The 17,034-nt window shown below is 34.2% G+C and carries 15 protein-coding genes, 5 pseudogenes and 1 riboswitch; of the genes and pseudogenes, 4 read left to right on the top strand and 16 right to left on the bottom strand.

Annotation, left to right across the window (positions count from 1 at the left end):
- Positions 1 to 16: 16 nt before the first annotated feature.
- From JMM81_RS04355 to hprK, 5 genes and pseudogenes are all read right to left on the bottom strand, one after another.
- Positions 17 to 874: a metal ABC transporter permease gene (locus JMM81_RS04355; RefSeq protein WP_256240258.1), complete on the bottom strand. Its 858-nt coding sequence runs from the start codon at positions 872 to 874 to the stop codon at positions 17 to 19.
- Positions 875 to 1,618: a metal ABC transporter ATP-binding protein gene (locus tag JMM81_RS04350; protein WP_256240257.1), complete on the bottom strand. Its 744-nt coding sequence runs from the start codon at positions 1,616 to 1,618 to the stop codon at positions 875 to 877. It lies immediately after the preceding gene.
- 707 nt (positions 1,619 to 2,325) lie between these two features.
- Positions 2,326 to 2,442 (bottom strand): annotated as a pseudogene (locus JMM81_RS04345) (DUF255 domain-containing protein); the annotation flags it as partial.
- Between the two features lie 165 nt (positions 2,443 to 2,607).
- Positions 2,608 to 3,453: a DUF72 domain-containing protein gene (locus JMM81_RS04340; protein WP_256240255.1), complete on the bottom strand. Its 846-nt coding sequence runs from the start codon at positions 3,451 to 3,453 to the stop codon at positions 2,608 to 2,610.
- Positions 3,454 to 3,899: 446 nt separating this feature from the next.
- Positions 3,900 to 4,808 (bottom strand): HPr(Ser) kinase/phosphatase, encoded by a 909-nt coding sequence (gene hprK / locus JMM81_RS04335; protein ID WP_256240254.1) that lies wholly within the window; start codon positions 4,806 to 4,808, stop codon positions 3,900 to 3,902.
- A gap of 251 nt (positions 4,809 to 5,059) precedes the next feature.
- Positions 5,060 to 5,120: riboswitch (Fluoride riboswitch) on the top strand.
- Positions 5,121 to 5,193: 73 nt separating this feature from the next.
- On the opposite strand from hprK, the gene JMM81_RS04330 reads away from it, so the two are divergent.
- Positions 5,194 to 6,507 (top strand): voltage-gated chloride channel family protein, encoded by a 1,314-nt coding sequence (locus JMM81_RS04330; protein WP_256240253.1) that lies wholly within the window; start codon positions 5,194 to 5,196, stop codon positions 6,505 to 6,507.
- A 179-nt stretch (positions 6,508 to 6,686) separates the two neighbouring features.
- Entirely contained in the window at positions 6,687 to 7,109 is a 423-nt protein-coding gene (locus JMM81_RS04325) for a pyridoxamine 5'-phosphate oxidase family protein (RefSeq protein WP_256240252.1), read from the top strand.
- Between the two features lie 148 nt (positions 7,110 to 7,257).
- On the opposite strand, the gene JMM81_RS04320 is transcribed toward JMM81_RS04325, so the two are convergent.
- The 3 genes from JMM81_RS04320 to JMM81_RS04310 form a co-directional block, all read right to left on the bottom strand.
- Entirely contained in the window at positions 7,258 to 7,959 is a 702-nt protein-coding gene (locus JMM81_RS04320; protein ID WP_256240251.1) for an ABC transporter ATP-binding protein, read from the bottom strand.
- Between the two features lie 4 nt (positions 7,960 to 7,963).
- A complete protein-coding gene (locus JMM81_RS04315; RefSeq protein WP_256240250.1) occupies positions 7,964 to 9,031 on the bottom strand; it encodes an ABC transporter permease in 1,068 nt (355 codons plus the stop codon).
- A gap of 208 nt (positions 9,032 to 9,239) precedes the next feature.
- On the bottom strand, positions 9,240 to 9,395 hold the full coding sequence (locus JMM81_RS04310) for a DUF255 domain-containing protein (protein WP_256240249.1): 156 nt from the start codon (positions 9,393 to 9,395) through the stop codon (positions 9,240 to 9,242).
- Positions 9,396 to 9,655: 260 nt separating this feature from the next.
- Here JMM81_RS04310 and JMM81_RS04305 point away from each other — a divergent pair.
- Positions 9,656 to 10,380: pseudogene (locus JMM81_RS04305) on the top strand (DUF421 domain-containing protein).
- 155 nt (positions 10,381 to 10,535) lie between these two features.
- Here JMM81_RS04305 and JMM81_RS04300 read toward each other — a convergent pair.
- From JMM81_RS04300 to JMM81_RS04285, 4 genes and pseudogenes are all read right to left on the bottom strand, one after another.
- Positions 10,536 to 10,682, bottom strand: a complete 147-nt coding sequence (locus JMM81_RS04300) for a hypothetical protein (RefSeq protein ID WP_256240248.1) — start codon at positions 10,680 to 10,682, stop codon at positions 10,536 to 10,538.
- Positions 10,683 to 10,796: 114 nt separating this feature from the next.
- A pseudogene (locus tag JMM81_RS04295) lies at positions 10,797 to 10,968 on the bottom strand (asparagine synthase).
- Between the two features lie 130 nt (positions 10,969 to 11,098).
- A complete protein-coding gene (splB, locus tag JMM81_RS04290; RefSeq protein ID WP_256240247.1) occupies positions 11,099 to 12,127 on the bottom strand; it encodes a spore photoproduct lyase in 1,029 nt (342 codons plus the stop codon).
- On the bottom strand, positions 12,124 to 12,387 hold the full coding sequence (locus tag JMM81_RS04285) for a transcriptional regulator SplA domain-containing protein (protein ID WP_256240246.1): 264 nt from the start codon (positions 12,385 to 12,387) through the stop codon (positions 12,124 to 12,126). Before JMM81_RS04285 ends, splB begins: the two co-directional genes overlap by 4 nt.
- Before the next feature lie 276 nt (positions 12,388 to 12,663).
- Between JMM81_RS04285 and JMM81_RS04280 the strand changes: the two are divergent.
- Positions 12,664 to 13,063 (top strand): annotated as a pseudogene (locus JMM81_RS04280) (MFS transporter); the annotation flags it as partial.
- A gap of 370 nt (positions 13,064 to 13,433) precedes the next feature.
- On the opposite strand, the gene JMM81_RS04275 reads toward JMM81_RS04280, so the two are convergent.
- From JMM81_RS04275 to JMM81_RS04260, 4 genes and pseudogenes are all read right to left on the bottom strand, one after another.
- Entirely contained in the window at positions 13,434 to 14,708 is a 1,275-nt protein-coding gene (locus JMM81_RS04275) for a sensor domain-containing diguanylate cyclase (protein ID WP_256240245.1), read from the bottom strand.
- A 463-nt stretch (positions 14,709 to 15,171) separates the two neighbouring features.
- Positions 15,172 to 15,330: pseudogene (locus tag JMM81_RS04270) on the bottom strand (glycosyltransferase); the annotation flags it as partial.
- A gap of 315 nt (positions 15,331 to 15,645) precedes the next feature.
- Positions 15,646 to 16,380 carry a protein-glutamine gamma-glutamyltransferase gene (locus JMM81_RS04265; RefSeq protein ID WP_256240244.1) on the bottom strand — a complete coding sequence of 245 codons (735 nt, stop codon included), beginning with the start codon at positions 16,378 to 16,380 and terminating at the stop codon, positions 15,646 to 15,648.
- 216 nt (positions 16,381 to 16,596) lie between these two features.
- Entirely contained in the window at positions 16,597 to 16,857 is a 261-nt protein-coding gene (locus JMM81_RS04260; protein ID WP_256240243.1) for a metal-sensitive transcriptional regulator, read from the bottom strand.
- Between the last annotated feature and the right edge of the window lie 177 nt (positions 16,858 to 17,034).

The following is a 17,034-nucleotide window of genomic DNA, read 5'->3' as shown; positions in this document are numbered from 1 at the left end:
CTTTCCTCCTAATTTTTTATGAAAGTGACAGTTTTTTTCTTCTTGCTTTTAATGAACGCCATAAGACACCTTGTTTTGGTGAAAAAGCAAATGCTAATAGAAATAAGACAGTTGAAACCAAAACAATTGTAGCTCCAGAAGCTAAGTTATAAGTGAAGCTAAAGTATAATCCAACAACAGCTGCAATCACTCCTAAGCCAGCTGAAAGGTAAATCATCACCCATAGTCGATCGGTTAATAAGTAGGCTGTCGCTGCTGGTGTAATGAGCATAGCCACTACAAGTACGATTCCTACCGTTTGTAAAGAAGCTACCGTTACCATTGTTAGTAGCGTCATTAAAAAATAATGGATGATTTTGATCGGCAATCCATACGCTTCTGCCATCGTTGGATCAAAGGAAGTAACAAGAAGCTCTTTGTAAAACAAATAAATTGAAACTAGCACAAATATTCCTATTCCCAGCGTAGTCCACATATCCGAAGGTCGAACTGCTAATACATTTCCAAACAAGATGTGATAAAGATCAGTACTACTCTTCATGAGGGTAATAAGAATAATCCCTAATGCAAAAGCAGCAGTAAACATAATTCCAATGGAGATATCATTTTTGATACGACTATTTTGACTAATAAAACCAATCCCCATTGCTGTTAATACTCCTGAAATAACTGCACCTATAAAGAAGTTAATTCCAAGCATGTAAGCAATTGCTACCCCAGGAAGAACAGCATGAGAAATCGCATCCCCCATTAGTGCCATACCCCTTAAAATAATGAAACAACCAACTACTCCACAAATAATTCCAACCATTGTAGAGGTCAAGAGAGCCTTTTGTAAAAACCCATATTGAATTACAGCCTCAATAAAAGACATTTATACCTTCTCCTCCAAGCTTTCAAGAAATGAAAATTGTCCAGAATACGCTTTGGACAAAACATCTGCACGTAAAACCCCATCTATCTCTCCAAAACCTATCAATTCTTTATTTAACAGAATAAGTTGGTCAAAATAATCACTTACTTTACTTAGATCATGATGAACCACAAGAATCGTTTTGCCACTATTCTGCAATTCTTTCAAAATAGTAATAATGGTCTCTTCACTCGATACGTCTATTCCTACAAATGGTTCATCAAGAAAGAATAATTCAGATTTTTGAGCGAGTGCCCTTGCTAAAAAAACTCGTTGTTGCTGTCCCCCTGAAAGTTCTCCAATCTGACGCTTACTAAAACCACCCATACCGACCCTTTGCAAACATTGAAGTGCCCATTCTTTTTCCTTTTTCTTTGGTTTTTTGAATAACCCTAAATTTGGATACGTTCCGAGTAAAACAGTATCCAAAACAGTGATTGGAAAATCCCAGTCAATATTGCTTCTTTGCGGGACATAGGCAACGGATTTTCTTAGCTCCTTAAAACTTTTTCCGTATATTTGAACTTCGCCTTTATCTTTCGGAATAAGGCTTAACAATGCCTTTAATAGCGTTGATTTCCCAGCTCCATTTGGACCAATAACGCCAACTAATTTACCTTGTTCTATTGAAAAACTTACATTTTTCACCGCTTCATTACCATCGTAGGATACAAACAAACTTTCCACTGAAAGCGCTGGATTCATTAATAATCATCTCCTTCCATATCTAATATTTTTCCTTGCGCGAAAGATGTTGACTTAATGCAACTTTTACTTAAAAAAATAAAGTGGAAATTTGCCACATCTTACTTTAACTATATTATATGGTCTAACCCAAAAAAGTTTCCCTTAAGAAACATTTTAATCTACAGGAAAAACCATGTCAATGAAAAAGATTTTTCTTTTGCAATAAATAATTTGCCCACATTTCAACCTTATGGAGATTTTGTTTTATAATACAGGATGTATTTTTAAACTTTTGGGATGAAAGGCAGACATAAATTGCCCACACCAAGTATGGAAGACTGATCGGGGTACAAGATAAGAATATATAGGAAGAAGTTGAAAAGCTAGAGCGCTATATTAGGAAAGAGACTTCAATTTGTATATTAAAGCTTCTTGATTTTTTTGAAAATAATCCGTCTATAAAGGATTATTACCTTATCTATATCCAAAAAAAACAATAACTAGAACATAAAAATGGTAAAGTAAGAAACTGATTTCACAAGGATAGTTTCTTCTATCTCTTTTACTTTCAGTTCCTCCTTATCAAACCGTACGTGAGATTTCCTTTCATATGGCTTTTACTTCTAATTACAATTTATTAATCAGAAAAATCTGATTATTCATTTAACCCGAAAGTGATGTAGTTTCTCAATAATGTATTGAGTTAGATCATCTATGATTTCATATGCTTTTTCGAATGCTTCAGACCCCCATGGATACCAATCAACTGGGTTATGTGCGTGTTGAAGTAAGTACGGAGATTTTTCAGCGATTAACCCATTGGGTTTATTGTTAGTTGGCATTTGACCATCTTCTTTTATGATAAAATTTTAATTTTATTATTAATGTTACCCTAAAAATCAAAAAGACACTAAACATGTATTAGTGTCTAAACTTGAATATAGTTATACCCAAAATATTTTCCTAACCTAAAGAAGTGGAAGCAAATTCAAATAAGATTTATCTACTTAAAATAAACCTAGTTGCTTTGGAGCAAGTCCTTCATATTCGATCCCTAGCATTTCTTGAAATTCTTTTGCATTCCCCGCTGCATCTCCACCGGAATTATTGTTAAATAAAATGATCATATCTTTTGTATCCTTTGACAGTTTCTTAATTCTCTTTTTCCATTCCAAAAGCTCTTCCTTATTGTATTTATATAAATAGCGAACTTCGCGCCAGTTGGCACTATTTGATTTATTCCACCCATGCAAATTTCTGCCATGCATACGAACTAATGTCATATTTGAATCCGTCGCTACAGGCACAATAGGAATAGATCCAGATCCTGCTTGAGGCTCATCAGCAATGGAGTGAATCCAGCCTTCCTGTTTCATAAAAGATAATGTACTTGTACGATACCGGTTGCTAAACCAAGATTGATTTCTAAATTCAAGTGCAACCGGGATATCCCCCATCATTTTCTTACAGTATCTTAAATAAGCCACATTCTCTTTCCTACATTCAAACCATGGTGGAAATTGAAATAGAACCAAGGCTAACTTACGAGCATCCTGATAAGGTTTCACGGAATCCTTAAACGCTTGAAACATCTCTGTTCTTGTTTTAAAAGGACTATCACCTCGCTGATGCCCTGTCATTCCTTGATAAGCCTTAACAACAAAACGAAAACCCTCTGGAGTTTCCTTTACCCATTTTGAGGCATTACGGATAGGCTGTACCGCATAAAAGGATGCATCTACTTCTACAACTAGAAAATGACTGCTATATTCGGATAATTTATTTTTTGATTTAATTTGAGCAGAATATAGGGAATCATGATCCCCCCACCCTGTTACACCTATATATATCATTATTCTCCCTCCTTCTAGCATCATAGCACAGAAGTGTTAAATATTAGGTGTCGGGGTATAAAATTAGTATAAATGAGTCATATCTCTTTATAGTGGAGCCTACTAGATTTTTTTTAAGTTTTTTAGCAGTGGTTGCTACTTTAAAGGTTTGCCCTTTGATTTATTTTTTCTTACCTAAACAACAAAAAACACTAACAAATAGAACCCCTATCTTTTCTATCATTTCTTTCAGGAAGCAAATTAAAACTGTGTTCAGATTAAAAAAAGAGAATCCTTTTACAAACATAAGGATTCTTGCTTTTCATTCACTAATATCAGTTTTACCATTTCTTCCGCAGTAGTATCTAAAGAAATGGAAGATCACATCGATGTCTATCCGTATAAGAGAAAAATGTTTTTTGTGACTTGCCATGTGCATTTTTATTAAAAGCGAAAAAATGCATCTATTATAGATTTTGAATGCGTTCTTGAAATTCGTTAATCGCTGTATAACCTTGTTGTTCAAGGCGCCAGTTTTTAGCTGCTACTTCAATTAGAGCCGCAATGTCTCTTCCGGGACGAATCGGAATTTCAATGTTGGGAACCACTACATCCAAATATTCAACGATTTCATTTGTGTGTTCAATTCCATCATAATATTTTTTCTCATCCCAAGCGGATAATACAATATCTAAATTAATCAACGTTTCATCTTGAAAGGCACCTGAACCATAAAGTCTCGGTACATTAATCATCCCAATTCCTCGTAAGGATAAAAAATCACGGTTCGTTTGATTATGTGTTCCAATTAAAGTTTCGGGATCAATTCTTTTGAGAATGACTAAATCGTCCGAAATAAGACGATGTCCTTTTTCAATTAAAGATAGAGCTGATTCACTTTTTCCAATACCACTATCTCCTCTAATTAATAATCCTACTCCAAAAACATTCATACACACCGCATGAATCCCAATACTTTTTGCAAATTCTTTTTCTAAATAATTATTTAATGTGCTTATGACTCTTGTCGTCTTTTCTTTTGCTCGAAGAAGCGTTACCTTTTCTTCATTGCAGTGCTTAATCAAATAAGAAAGACCTTCTTGATTTTGCGTAATGATCATACAAGGTGGATGTTTTTTAATAACATTTCCGATTCTTTCATCACGTTCTTCTTTTGTTAATGAATGCAAATATGTAATTTCTTGTCTCCCTAACAATTGTATTCTTTCGTTCGGAAAAAATTTAAAATATCCTGTCAATTCTAATCCTGGTCGATGAATATCTTCATTGTCAATGACGCGATCAAGCCCTTGTTCACCAGCTAGAATTTCTAATTTTAATTTATCAGCTAATTGTCGTATCGTTATCGTATTCATATGAGCTCCCTATCTTTTCCTTTACTATATGATATTTTTGACTTCTTATTCAACTCTATCTTTGGACACGGTTAATATATATCTTCAAATTATACAAAGAAAAGACCAAGTTGTCGATGTGCTAAAACAAATGAAGAATCATCCAATCAAAAAACTACTTATCAGCCATATCATTCACGATAAGACTCATACAGTTAACAAGGTTAGAAAAAATAATTGGCAGTCTTTATATCCTCTGTTAGAATTAATGTAATCTAATAGGCGATGGAGTTCGCCATTAACCGCTTCAGAGCTAATGACTCCTTCCATTATTGATCTGAAATGATCTATTCTGGGGGAGTCTATTTTTATTTGAGACAAAGAATATAGAGGAAAGGATATATATATGAATAGAATTAAAACCCCTATAAATAAACTATTACATATTCAATTATTGATGTATGTAATGAAATGGACTGTAATAGCTGGAATTGTAGGCGTTTTAGCAGGTTCTGCCTCCGCATTTTTTCTGATCAGTTTAGACTGGGCAGCTCAAACGAGAGACACCTATGAATGGTTCTTGTTCTTATTACCAATAGGAGGAATGGTTGTTAGTTTTCTTTATTGGAAATACGGACTCAATTCAACGAAGGGCAATAATTTATTGATCGAACAGGCTCATGGAGCAAAGGAAAGTATCCCTTTTCGCATGGCACCTTTGGTTTTGTTCGGTACTATAGTCACACACTTATTTGGTGGTTCAGCAGGGAGAGAGGGGACAGCGGTTCAAATGGGAGGAGCTTTCTCTGAACTTGTAGGTAAATTATTTAAATTAGACCCTTTGGATAGAAAAATTATAATTATTTGTGGAATTAGCAGCGGATTTGGATCTGTTTTTGGAACTCCCTTAGCAGGAACCGTCTTTGGTTTAGAAGTATTAGCTCTTGGTCTAATTAGACATGAAGCGATATTCCCTGCTTTTGTTGCAGCATTTGTCGGAGATTTTGTGACTACTGCATGGGGGATACATCATCATCATTATGAGATTGGTTCGATTCCGGTACTATCACTCATGCTTCTCATAAAAATTCTGTTGGCAGCTATCCTATTCGGCTTAACAAGTACATTGTTTTCTGAATTAACCCACTTGCTAAAAAAACAATTTTCTAAATGGATGCCTAATCCGATGATTAAAAGTTTTGTTGGTGGACTTATGATTATTGCACTTGTATATATTGTCGAGTCAAGAAAATACCTTGGCTTAGGTATTCCACTAATTGATGATGCCTTTGAAGGTAAGGTTTCTCCGCTTACCTTTATTACTAAATTAATTTTCACTTCCCTTACACTCGGATCTGGTTATCAAGGAGGAGAAGTCACACCTTTATTTGTGATAGGTTCTACACTTGGAAGTTCCTTAGGAGAACTATTACATGTTTCAATTCCTTTTTTAGCTGCTTTAGGATTTATCGGTGTTTTTTGTGGAGCGACAAATACGCCTATTGCATGTTTTATTATGGGAATTGAACTTTTTGGATCAGATGCTAGCCTTTATCTGTTTCTTGTTTGTATTGTTAGTTACCTATTCTCAGGATATACGGGTATCTACACTTCACAACAAATTGCTGTTTCTAAGAGTAAATGGGTTACAATCACTGAAAATGATACACTCCAATCAATAAAATTGAAGAAGAAAAAGTATAAAAAGCATGAGGATTGAAATTCTCCATTTCTAGATCGTTTCAAGTTATTTAATATTCGAACTTTTCCTTAATCTAATCTAGTTATTATTTATTAATTGTACGGTTTATCCATTGTACATAGTTAGTAATTTTTTATAGTTTATTTTTAAGAATATGAGGAAAGGTAATCATAACTAATTCAAAAGGAGTATACTCAATGAGCGATCAAGACTTAAGAAAACAGGTTCTTAAAATTATTTCCGATCATAGAACTGGTGTCCTTTCATCAGTTGAAAATAATAAGCCTCATTCAAGATATATGACGTTTTATCATGAGGACTTAACACTCTTTACACCAACAAAAATGGATACTGAAAAAACAGATGAAATAGAAAAAAATCCATCTGTTTCTGTATTGTTAGGGTATGAAGAAAAAGGACAAAGCGACGCCTATGTTGAAATTTCTGGAACATCTACCATTAATAACTCAAACCTTTTGAAAAAACAATTCTGGGATGAATCATTTAATAAATGGTTTAATGGCCCTGAAGATCCAAACTACGTGTTTCTTGAAATACAACCAGAAACTGTCCGTATCTTAAACATTCACGGTGAACAGCCACAAGAGCTTATTTTATAATATGACGCACATCAACAATCCTCACCAAAATAAATGGAAGAAAAGGCGAGCACACAAAATGCTCGCCTTTCTACTACCTTCGATATTGGATAAGTTCCAATACGCCTAATCCTATAAATACATTCTCACCTTTTTTTCACATATCTCTTTACATCGTATTCATTTCAGTTGGGAGCTTCTCTTTTTCTAACGTAAGGACACCATCTGTCATATTGTACACTTTGTCACAATAACCAATTAGCCGAATATCATGAGTGACAACAATCGTTGTTTTATTTTGATTCTTTGTTGCATTTTTTAAAAGCTCCATCACTTCATAAGCACGATCAGAGTCCAAGGAGGCTGTCGGTTCATCGGCTAGAATAATCGATGGATTACCATACAACGCTTTAGCTATAGCCACCCGCTGACGTTCACCACCAGATAGATCAGCTGGATATTTTTGACGGAGATCGTCAATACCCAAATCATTATAAAGGTGCTCTAATTCATTTTTTGTCATGTTACTTTTCTTTACTTTATCTAAAAGTTTCATTTGCATCTCAACAGTTAGAAATGGGACTAAATTAGACGCCTGAAGAATAAATCCAATCTCTTTTAAGCGAATCTTTGACCGTTTTTTTTCATTTAACACCGAAAGATTTTGTTTGTTAATGATCACATTCCCACTGGAAGGAGTTTGTAAACCTCCTGCAATCGTTAGAAAGGTACTCTTTCCTGAACCGGATGGACCAATTACAGCGATTAATTCTCCTTTGTCAGCATAGAAATGGGTTTCCTTAAGAGCGTCTACTCTTTTATTACCTTCACCAAAAAACTTCTTCACTCCAACTAATTCTAAAATGGTCATTTTTTTAGCCTCCAATCGCTTTTAAAGGATCGATTTTCACAATTGTTAATATGGAAAATAATGCTCCTAATACTGCTACAAGAATCAGAATCACTCCATATATCATCATCGTTACAATATCAAAGGATACAGGAACCGCGCTTGGTAGAAAATAACCGGAAATAAGAGTTAATAAAAACCCCACAGTTACCCCCATTGCCGATAAAATAAATGTTTGTACGATAGTTGACCGAGATAAATAGCCATTTGAAATTCCTTGTGCCTTCATTACACCAAACATACTTATTTTTTGAACAGTTAAAACGTACAAGAAAATGGCCACAATTACCGCTGATATGATAAATAAGAAATAAATCATAAAGTTTAACGTTAATTCTTGTTCCGTGTAACCAGGTAACTTCTCAATAAAGCTCTCGATTTCAATTACTTCTAATTCATTATTTTGAGTAACTACAGATAAATCATCTGCACGGAAAACAATCCCATTTATCTGATTTTTATTGATTTCTTTTGATTCTCCATATTTAATTTTATTTAGTGTAATCAAATCACCATAGAGAACAGGTGCAGCATTAAATCGTGCTTCATCTGTAAATCCAACAATCGTAAGGTTTTCTTCACTGGAGGATAGATTTAGTTCATCGCCTAATTTAAGTCCATCCTCTTTTAATGTATCACTTGCAATGACTTCATTTTCTTTTGAAAAAGCTTTGCCTTCTATCACATTAGGCATAATAAATTCATCTTTATTGATACCAAAAATAGATACATTTGTCTTTTTCTCACCGTTTCTGGCAATTGCATTTATTTGACCAATTAGGGCAATTTCTGTAGCTTCAATACTGTCCACATCATCAAGGGTCATCGATGATTGAGGTAAACTTTTGTCTGATTCCTCTGTTAATACAATACCTGTTGCATCCCATTTGTCTACTGATTCCCTGTTCAAATCTGCCAGACCAGTTGCAAGGCCAGATAAAAAGAAAACTAAATAGGAGATGAGCATTAAAACACCTGTAATTAATGTAAATCGTAATTTATTCTTTTTTATTTCATTCCAAGCTAAAAACATCTCTATCACACCCTTTATTTTATGAATTTACCATTCTCTTTCTCGTACTCTTCTAAACTACTTTTCATTTCAAAGCTACCTTTTATAAAAAAGAATCATTTGAAAAGATGTGATTTTAAACATTCATGTTAAACCATTGCAAAAACGTCATTTATAAGGAATTGAGCCTAACTCACATTAATCAGTTTTTGTTAAATCAACGTTAACTCTACCCAATCGTTACGAAAACAGACTTGTTTTCACGTTTCGCTTTTTCAACTGTTTTTCTCCCCCAAGAATACCCACCCATTAGATTATGTGCGTGTTTTAATAAGGATGGAGATTTTTCAGCGCTTGATCTATTGGACTTATTATTAATTAACATACGACCAACATTGCTTTTATATTATAACAACACTATCGATTTATTTCGCTAAAAACTATTCCCATTTGTAGCTGATCACATTTTCAAACAACCTCCTCACACTATGTATCCCATTTTGACCAAACACTTACATACATAAAAGTTTTTTTGATATATCCTAATGACGGTAGCCTTGATAAAAAAATACATTCTGTACAATGTTGGAATCTAAACTATTTAAAATCGGTCTAGATCGAATTATATTTTAGGAGGAATCATGAATGGATTTATTAAAAGACCTACTGACTTTATTATTAGGTAGGATTTTGACCATACTTCCGTTACTCTTATTTGTCACGATCTTTATGGGCAGACGTGCTATAGGAGAACTTCCGATTTTTGACTTTTTAATTTTGATTTCTCTTGGTTCAGTCGTAGGAGCTGACATTGCCGATCCAGACATTGGACACATTCACACGGCAGTTGCCATCATCTTAATTGGGCCCCTGCAAAAATTAGTTGCTTATTGGAAAATGAAGAAAAGAAAATTGGGTAGGCTCATTACCTTTAATCCAGTCGCGGTGATTAATGACGGATTATTCATCGTAGAAAATCTCAAAAAAATCCAATATTCTATCGACAATATTCTTTTAATGTTAAGAGAAAAAGACGTATTCGATATTAGTGACGTAAAGCTAGGGATTATAGAGGCAAACGGCAATTTAACTGTTTTAAAAAAGCCCATAAATCATCTGTAACAGTTGAAGACTTAAATATTATAAAAAAGCATGCGGATTTTGCCTATACTCTCATCATAGATGGAAAGCTTTATCCAGAAATTCTGTATGACTTGCATCTTAACGAAGAATGGCTGAAACAACAGTTAACCACTCTAGGAATAGCTAAGATGGATGAGATTTTCTTTGCTTCTATTAATCCAAAAACAAATTTACATATCTCGTTAAAAAATCAAAAGCATAAAAACATACCGGCTATCTATCATTGATAAACAGTAAAGAATACTAAAAAATATAAATTCATTTATAGGATATATATAGGAAGGGGCACTAACCTCGAAGTTAGCACCCCTTCATTTTAAGACTAAATAGTCTTATTTTTAGCTTTTCTAGATTAAATTATTGATTTGTGTTATCCGTCCTATTACTTAACCCTTTTGGCATTTGGGTCCGTATTGTTTGCCCCGTAATCTGGAACATGGCTCGCATGTTCTTTATGATATTGCGACCCTGATCCCTGCTGGTACTTCCCTTTTTGTTTTTCATTAAAATAATCTTGTTGATTTGACATATACGTTCCCTCCTATTCACATTTATGCCTTTTCTATTCGCAAGAATTTAGTACTATTTTTCCATTCAAAAACAGTAGAAGACAATCCTATATCACTACTCAACCTTCCCATTTCTAACGACGATGCGTCGTGGTAAGGTCAATGACACCCAAATACGATATGTGCTAAACCAAAAACAGTATTAGCGATCATTTTATTTGACCCTCGTTTTTGTTTTAAAGCATAACCTGTAGCCGTAACAGCTGAATCTCATGCAGTTGGAATTAGCCCTTCACGAATATCCATAGTAAAATCCCCCTACATCGAAGTTAGTCGGTGTTTATACACTACCATTATTGTTACCTTTATCAATATAAGTATGCTTATTTCAAATGTATTTCCTTCATATTAACTACTATATAGGAATGAGTACCCCTTATGTGAAATATTCCAATTTGGCATTTGGAAAAAATTTCTCCATATAGGTGTATAGATGATTTTTTATATCCTCTTCTTCCTCTTTTTGATAAATGTATTTTCCAATCCCATACTTCCCCCATTTATATCTTCTTTTCTCTTCATCCAACTCTAATTTTGTCATGGGATAGTTTTTTTCAATCACCCTCTTAGCTGGTTTTGTAAAACGATGTTGAATAAATTCAAACGTTACATCCTTCTTAGCTTCCAGAGGTAATTCTGCGTCCAAACGCTCAAACATATGATAGTATCCTTCTTCCCACCCTTCATGAAGATAAATAGGTGCCACGATAAACCCAAGTGGATACCCAGCTCTTGCAACTTTTCCTGCCGCCTCAATTCGTTTCTCTAATGGAGAAGTCCCAGGTTCAAAGTGCTTAATCACATAATCAGCATTAACACTAAATCGAAACCTTGTTTTTCCATTATGTTTGGCATCAAGTAAATGATCGACATGATGAAATTTCGTTACAAATCTTAATTTTCCATAATCCGATTCTCCAAAATGTTCAATTGCTCTTTTTAATGTATGGGTCAAGTGATCAATCCCTACTATATCTGATGTACAAGATGCTTCAAACCTTGTGATTTCCGGTGCACGTTCTTCCATATATTTATCGGCAGCTTCCAGAATTTCATCGACATTTACATATGTACGAATATAAGGCTTACTCCCCATCGTAGTTTGTAAATAACAATAATGACAATGACCCATACAGCCTGTTGCAAAAGGAATTGCATATTCCGCTGAAGGCTTAGATGTGTCAAATTTAAGGGTTTTTCTAATCCCAACTACTAAAGTGGACTTGGCGACCCGATATTTTTGGAAATCGCTGTCACCAGGAAGATTCCGTACTTGATTATGCGAAGTGGTGTACCTAATTTCGATATCCATCTTCTCAAACTTTTCTTGAAGTTTTTTTCCTAGTGGGTAATCCAACGCTTTTGGTTCAAAATAGACAAGTTTCGGTGTAAATGAGTTTATCATTCCGTTATCCCCTCTGAAACATTCTCAAAATAATAATGGTAGGCTTGTTCTGCCTCTTCTTCTGTAGAATAAACGGCCATTTCATTTGATAACGGATAATATGTTTCATAAAGAAACACAGCTAATTCATTTGGATTCTCAGGGTTATTCACAACTGCAGCTTCCTGTATGTTTGCTACATCTTGAGTATGTGGATTTCGATAAAACACATAGACAATATCACCAGCATTATACGTTTGGTTTTCGTTATACAATTCCACTCTATCACCTTTTCTTTTCATAAAAATGTACTAGGTTAAGTTATTCACTTATTCTGCCTTGATCCCTCCAAATTATGTTTTCTTCATTCTGGAAAAGGTTTAAACATGAGTAATTTAATACCTTATTTTCACAATAGGGAATTGACTTTTTAATAACGGGGAAAAACTACTTTATGTACTTATCATTTTTCCAATGGAATGATATTCGTTTTCACGTAACGATGAAATAATCTATGTAAGCCATTTACAGTTAGACGAGAAAGAAAGGGGAACGTTATGCAGAAAGGAAATTTTCAGCTAACACTTCAAACAACAAGCTTGATTACCGGCTTCATGGTATGGGTTATTATTTCTTCACTCATGCCTTTTATCCAAGCTGATATTGACCTAACATCAGGTGAAATCTCTTTAGTCAATGCTGCACCGGTTATTCTCGGTTCAATATTAAAGAGTTCCAATTGGTTACTGGACAAACCGATATGGGGCTAGGATTGTCTTTACAGTAAGCTTTATCGTTCTTATTTTGCCAGTGTTTATCCTTAGTTCAGCGAATTCAATGCTGGCATTAATCGCGGGAGGTCTTTTACTGGGAATTGGGGGTGCTGTTTTCTCCGTTGGGGTCACCTCTTTGCCGAAGTATTATCCAAAAGAAAAACATGGATTTGTTAATGGAATTCAACCTGCTTACACTACTTAAATTTATTAAACAGCATATCCATAATCATAGTCACTAAACTTGTTGAGTTTGTTAACTTCAATTGATAGGATTCTGTTAAAAGGCTGTGTAATATTACTTAAAGTAAGGCATATTTTTCTATTAATCAAAAGGCTGTATTAAACCATAGTGTTGATGGTCCAGTGGCCTTTGGTGTACGTGTCCATTAAGTAATTCATACTAAATCAAACATATGGCCACATATATCAAAGATCATTTATCAACAATTATCATGAATACAGCCACTCAAAAAAAGAGCTGGGATTCCCCTCAGCTCTTTTCCATATTTAAATTTTTTTGAGGACATGTATTATGTATCATCAAAATGAAATTAGCCTGCAGAGTAAAAGGTTGTTTTATTCCTGCCTTCTGATTTAGATATATACAAAGCTTTATCAGCTGCTAATATAATTTCCTTTGCATCTTGTCCATGTTCTGGATAGACAGATATGCCTAATGAAATCGTAATAACCTCTCCTGTTGGGCTTGCCGTACTTTCTAGTTTCATGCGCAATCGCTCAGCAATAACTGTTGCTGTTTCATAATCACCGTAAGGAACAATGATGGCAAACTCCTCTCCGCCATACCGGAAACATAAATCACCTTCACGGGAAAGTTCTTGAATCGTTCTAGCTAAGAATCTTAACACATCGTCACCTTGCAAATGTCCAAAAGTATCATTTACCTTTTTGAAAAAATCAATATCGAACAAGATTAATGAAAAAGAGGTACCATTATGAATTTGTTCATCGATGACAAGATCAAAGGTTCTCCTATTCGCTAATCCAGTGAGGGCATCTGTTTGAATCTCAATATCTAATTGATTGATATGATGTTTAATTTCTCGGAAAGCTAAATCAATACTTTGATAAAGTTGCTTCACTTCATAAATATTTGATTTTACTTTAGGAAATTCCAAATTAAACTTTCCTTTTGGAGTGATCATTTTTTCCGTATATTGGGCTAATAGATATAAGGGTCTAGAAATGGAACGACTAGTAATAATCGCTGAAGCAGCACCAATTAAAAAGATAATAATCCCTAAATAAATAACAGTCTCTTTTGTTTTTTCAACAGCATCTGCTACTTCTGTACTCCCTTGTTGTACTAACTCTTCTTGTCCCGTAACTAAAGCATCTATTTTTCCTTTAAAAACATTTGTAATGGTCTTGGCTGAAGTACTAAGTAAATTATTATAACCAACTTCATTCCCGTCTTTCTTAAATGCAATGGCCTTATTGACTAATTCCTCATAGCGCATTTGGAATGCTTCCAAATGTTGAATAACTTCTTGATCTTCTGCTATTTTATAAGTTTTCAACATATGATCAATCGTCTTATTTACTTTTCCCTTATATTCTTCGTACTGAGAAAGATATGTGGGATCACCCGTTAATAAATAATTTTTAACAGCCCCGGATTGTTTTAAATGATCACTTTCTAAACTATTGGCCAGCAACACATTTTCTATATTTTCATCAATTAGCTGTTTATAAGACTCTTCTGTAGAACTTATGAGATTATTAGAAACCACGCTTTCAATTACTAATAATATGAGAACAAACAAAAATCCACCGAGAAGTTTTTTACCAATTGTTAATTTCATATAAGAAACTCCTTTATAGATACGATCATTACCATTTCATTATATTAATCTTTATTTATCAAACATTTAAATCATATCATTTCCTTTATAATTAGCCGTAACTTGATTTTCTCGCGTATTTCACACCGCTTACACATGTCAATATACCTATATTCTATTATACTCTAAAAAAAGATAATATGGCGTTATTTACCAATAATAGTCATAATACTATATACGAAAATTGATGAAAATCGTTTAAGAAATTCCCCCTAAACAACGAAAAAGACACTAACTTAGAATATCAGTGTCTTTAAGTATCTTACCAAAGTCAATACGGACTCTCTTTGGCAACTATTTATTATTCATAGATTTATAGTCTAAATAACTAAAATAGACCTTCAAAAGATTCAAGGTAGCACAACTACTTTCTCCGTACATAAAGCACAATACTTGATATATTGGATACAGGTTTCTAAAGAATCATTAGACTCCATTCCCAAATGGCATATGTCTGATTTAATAAAGAGCGATAAGGGCGCTGAATCTTATCTTTAGATTTATAGCTAGCTGTGAATACGGACACTAAGGGAGTATCTGAAGAAAATCGAGTCGAAGGAACATCCCTATTTTCAGGTAGAGGGAAGGAGTTTTTCCCTTAGGGACCTGTTCGTAAGTAACTTCAAATATACGGTATTTAATGATAATTCAATAATTACTGTCGACTTAATTGGCCACACAATCGGCCAGTTTGGAGTTTTTGTTCATATGGATAGTGAGAAATGGGTTTTTTCTGTGAAAAGGAAGGAAACTACATCCTCTATCGATAACCCAACCTGAAATTGATATTTCACTTACACGCATAGCACCTGGGAGAAAGCGAAAACAGGTTTTATTTATGAATAAACTGGATAACTTAATGTCCTATGCTCTCACCCAATTTAAACAAAAGGTTTCATCAGAATAAAAGTCGTTTTGAAAATTGCGCCAAATATTTCACATTCAATCTGGTGTGCTGTGAGATTAAATAAGCTGAAATTGTTGCATCTTTTTTCCTAAGAGTATTTAAATCGTTCACCATACCTTCTGCTGTCTTAATTCCTATACCGTGCCCAAAATAGAGACCTTTCCCCAAATAGACTGCATTTTCTCCTGACCATACAGGATGATCATATTCAGGGTTAGCAAAGTAAACAACATCACCTGGGATAAAGTCTCTCCCCCTCTCAGCGATGATTCCCAGATCTTGATCATGTTTCCAATCCCACACTAGTAGATCTTGAAATAAAGTATTAAAGTGAGTTATCGATATCGAATCGAGTACTGCTTTATAAAATATAAGCACGATAGCTGTTGTACATTCAAATGCATATTCCCTACTGTTTTGAAATACATCTCTTATCGCTTCTGAAGGTAACACATTAGGATTTTGTAAATACCCATATTTCGTTTTTCTCCATTTTAATGGATTGAATCTTGAAGTGGTAAAAGGCGCAAATGTTGCCTGACTTTCATGCAACATTTTGGCAGCTTTTATAATATTTCCCCGCAATACTATTTCAAATAATAATTGATGAACCGTATCATACTGATACAACGAAGAGCTTCTTTCTAATGCAAGATAGATATCCCGTTGCAATCCATTAAAACGAAGTATATCGGGCTTCTGTTCATAACTCACAAAAATGGTCATCCTATCTCCTCCTCTACCCAAAACCCTTATTGTACCTTATGTGCCTTTAGAGGAAGAGTTCCATTTCTTCTTAAAGACCTATTGTAACTTAGTACTTATACACCATCTTCTATAATAGCTAAGGATTGGCCTCAAAATACAATTACCCGTATTGGTATAAAACATTAAAAATAAAGTTCATCAACTCTCCATTGTAGAGTAGTTGATGAACTTTTATTATCGGCTTTTTATTAATAACTCTACTGCTTCTTTTACTAGATGTTCTGTTCCTTCACCTTTTTCCATATTTTCACGAACACATTGTTCGAGATTGGTACTGACAACCACACCCATTGTACGATCAATCGCATTACGTGCTGCTGATAATTGTGTCACAATATCTCTACAGTCTTTTCCCTGTTCCATCATTCCAATAACGCCTTTCACTTGTCCTTCAATTCGCTTTAAACGGTTGATCACACTTTTATCGTATAACATTTTCTAATCCACCTTTCATTTTATATAGACTATCCTTCATTTATAATAAAAATATAATATACTGCGCAGGGTATGAAGTCAAATTTTAATCGTTTATGTTACCGATAAAAAGCCGTTCATTATTCGAAATACAACAAAAGGATACTGCCAATGCAGCATCCTTTATTAATAACCTTT

Origin of the sequence: Bacillus sp. V3B (assembly GCF_024494465.1) — a bacterium.
Classification (GTDB): domain Bacteria; phylum Bacillota; class Bacilli; order Bacillales; family Cytobacillaceae; genus Bacillus_BD.
The sequence above is the reverse complement of the archived record's forward strand: the minus strand, read 5'-3'. Positions and strand labels throughout refer to the sequence as shown.

Excerpts from the sequence above, each read along its gene's own strand:
- JMM81_RS04330 (WP_256240253.1), top strand. The coding sequence starts at position 5,194 with ATGAATAGAATTAAAACCCCTATAAATAAACTATTACATATTCAATTA.
- JMM81_RS04320 (WP_256240251.1), bottom strand. The coding sequence starts at position 7,959 with ATGACCATTTTAGAATTAGTTGGAGTGAAGAAGTTTTTTGGTGAAGGT.
- JMM81_RS04315 (WP_256240250.1), bottom strand. The coding sequence starts at position 9,031 with ATGTTTTTAGCTTGGAATGAAATAAAAAAGAATAAATTACGATTTACA.
- JMM81_RS04310 (WP_256240249.1), bottom strand. The coding sequence starts at position 9,395 with ATGTTAATTAATAATAAGTCCAATAGATCAAGCGCTGAAAAATCTCCA.
- JMM81_RS04265 (WP_256240244.1), bottom strand. The coding sequence starts at position 16,380 with ATGACCATTTTTGTGAGTTATGAACAGAAGCCCGATATACTTCGTTTT.
- JMM81_RS04325 (WP_256240252.1), top strand. The coding sequence starts at position 6,687 with ATGAGCGATCAAGACTTAAGAAAACAGGTTCTTAAAATTATTTCCGAT.
- JMM81_RS04340 (WP_256240255.1), bottom strand. The coding sequence starts at position 3,453 with ATGATATATATAGGTGTAACAGGGTGGGGGGATCATGATTCCCTATAT.
- JMM81_RS04355 (WP_256240258.1), bottom strand. The coding sequence starts at position 874 with ATGTCTTTTATTGAGGCTGTAATTCAATATGGGTTTTTACAAAAGGCT.
- JMM81_RS04260 (WP_256240243.1), bottom strand. The coding sequence starts at position 16,857 with ATGTTATACGATAAAAGTGTGATCAACCGTTTAAAGCGAATTGAAGGA.
- splB (WP_256240247.1), bottom strand. The coding sequence starts at position 12,127 with ATGATAAACTCATTTACACCGAAACTTGTCTATTTTGAACCAAAAGCG.
- JMM81_RS04300 (WP_256240248.1), bottom strand. The coding sequence starts at position 10,682 with ATGTCAAATCAACAAGATTATTTTAATGAAAAACAAAAAGGGAAGTAC.
- JMM81_RS04350 (WP_256240257.1), bottom strand. The coding sequence starts at position 1,618 with ATGAATCCAGCGCTTTCAGTGGAAAGTTTGTTTGTATCCTACGATGGT.
- hprK (WP_256240254.1), bottom strand. The coding sequence starts at position 4,808 with ATGAATACGATAACGATACGACAATTAGCTGATAAATTAAAATTAGAA.
- JMM81_RS04275 (WP_256240245.1), bottom strand. The coding sequence starts at position 14,708 with ATGAAATTAACAATTGGTAAAAAACTTCTCGGTGGATTTTTGTTTGTT.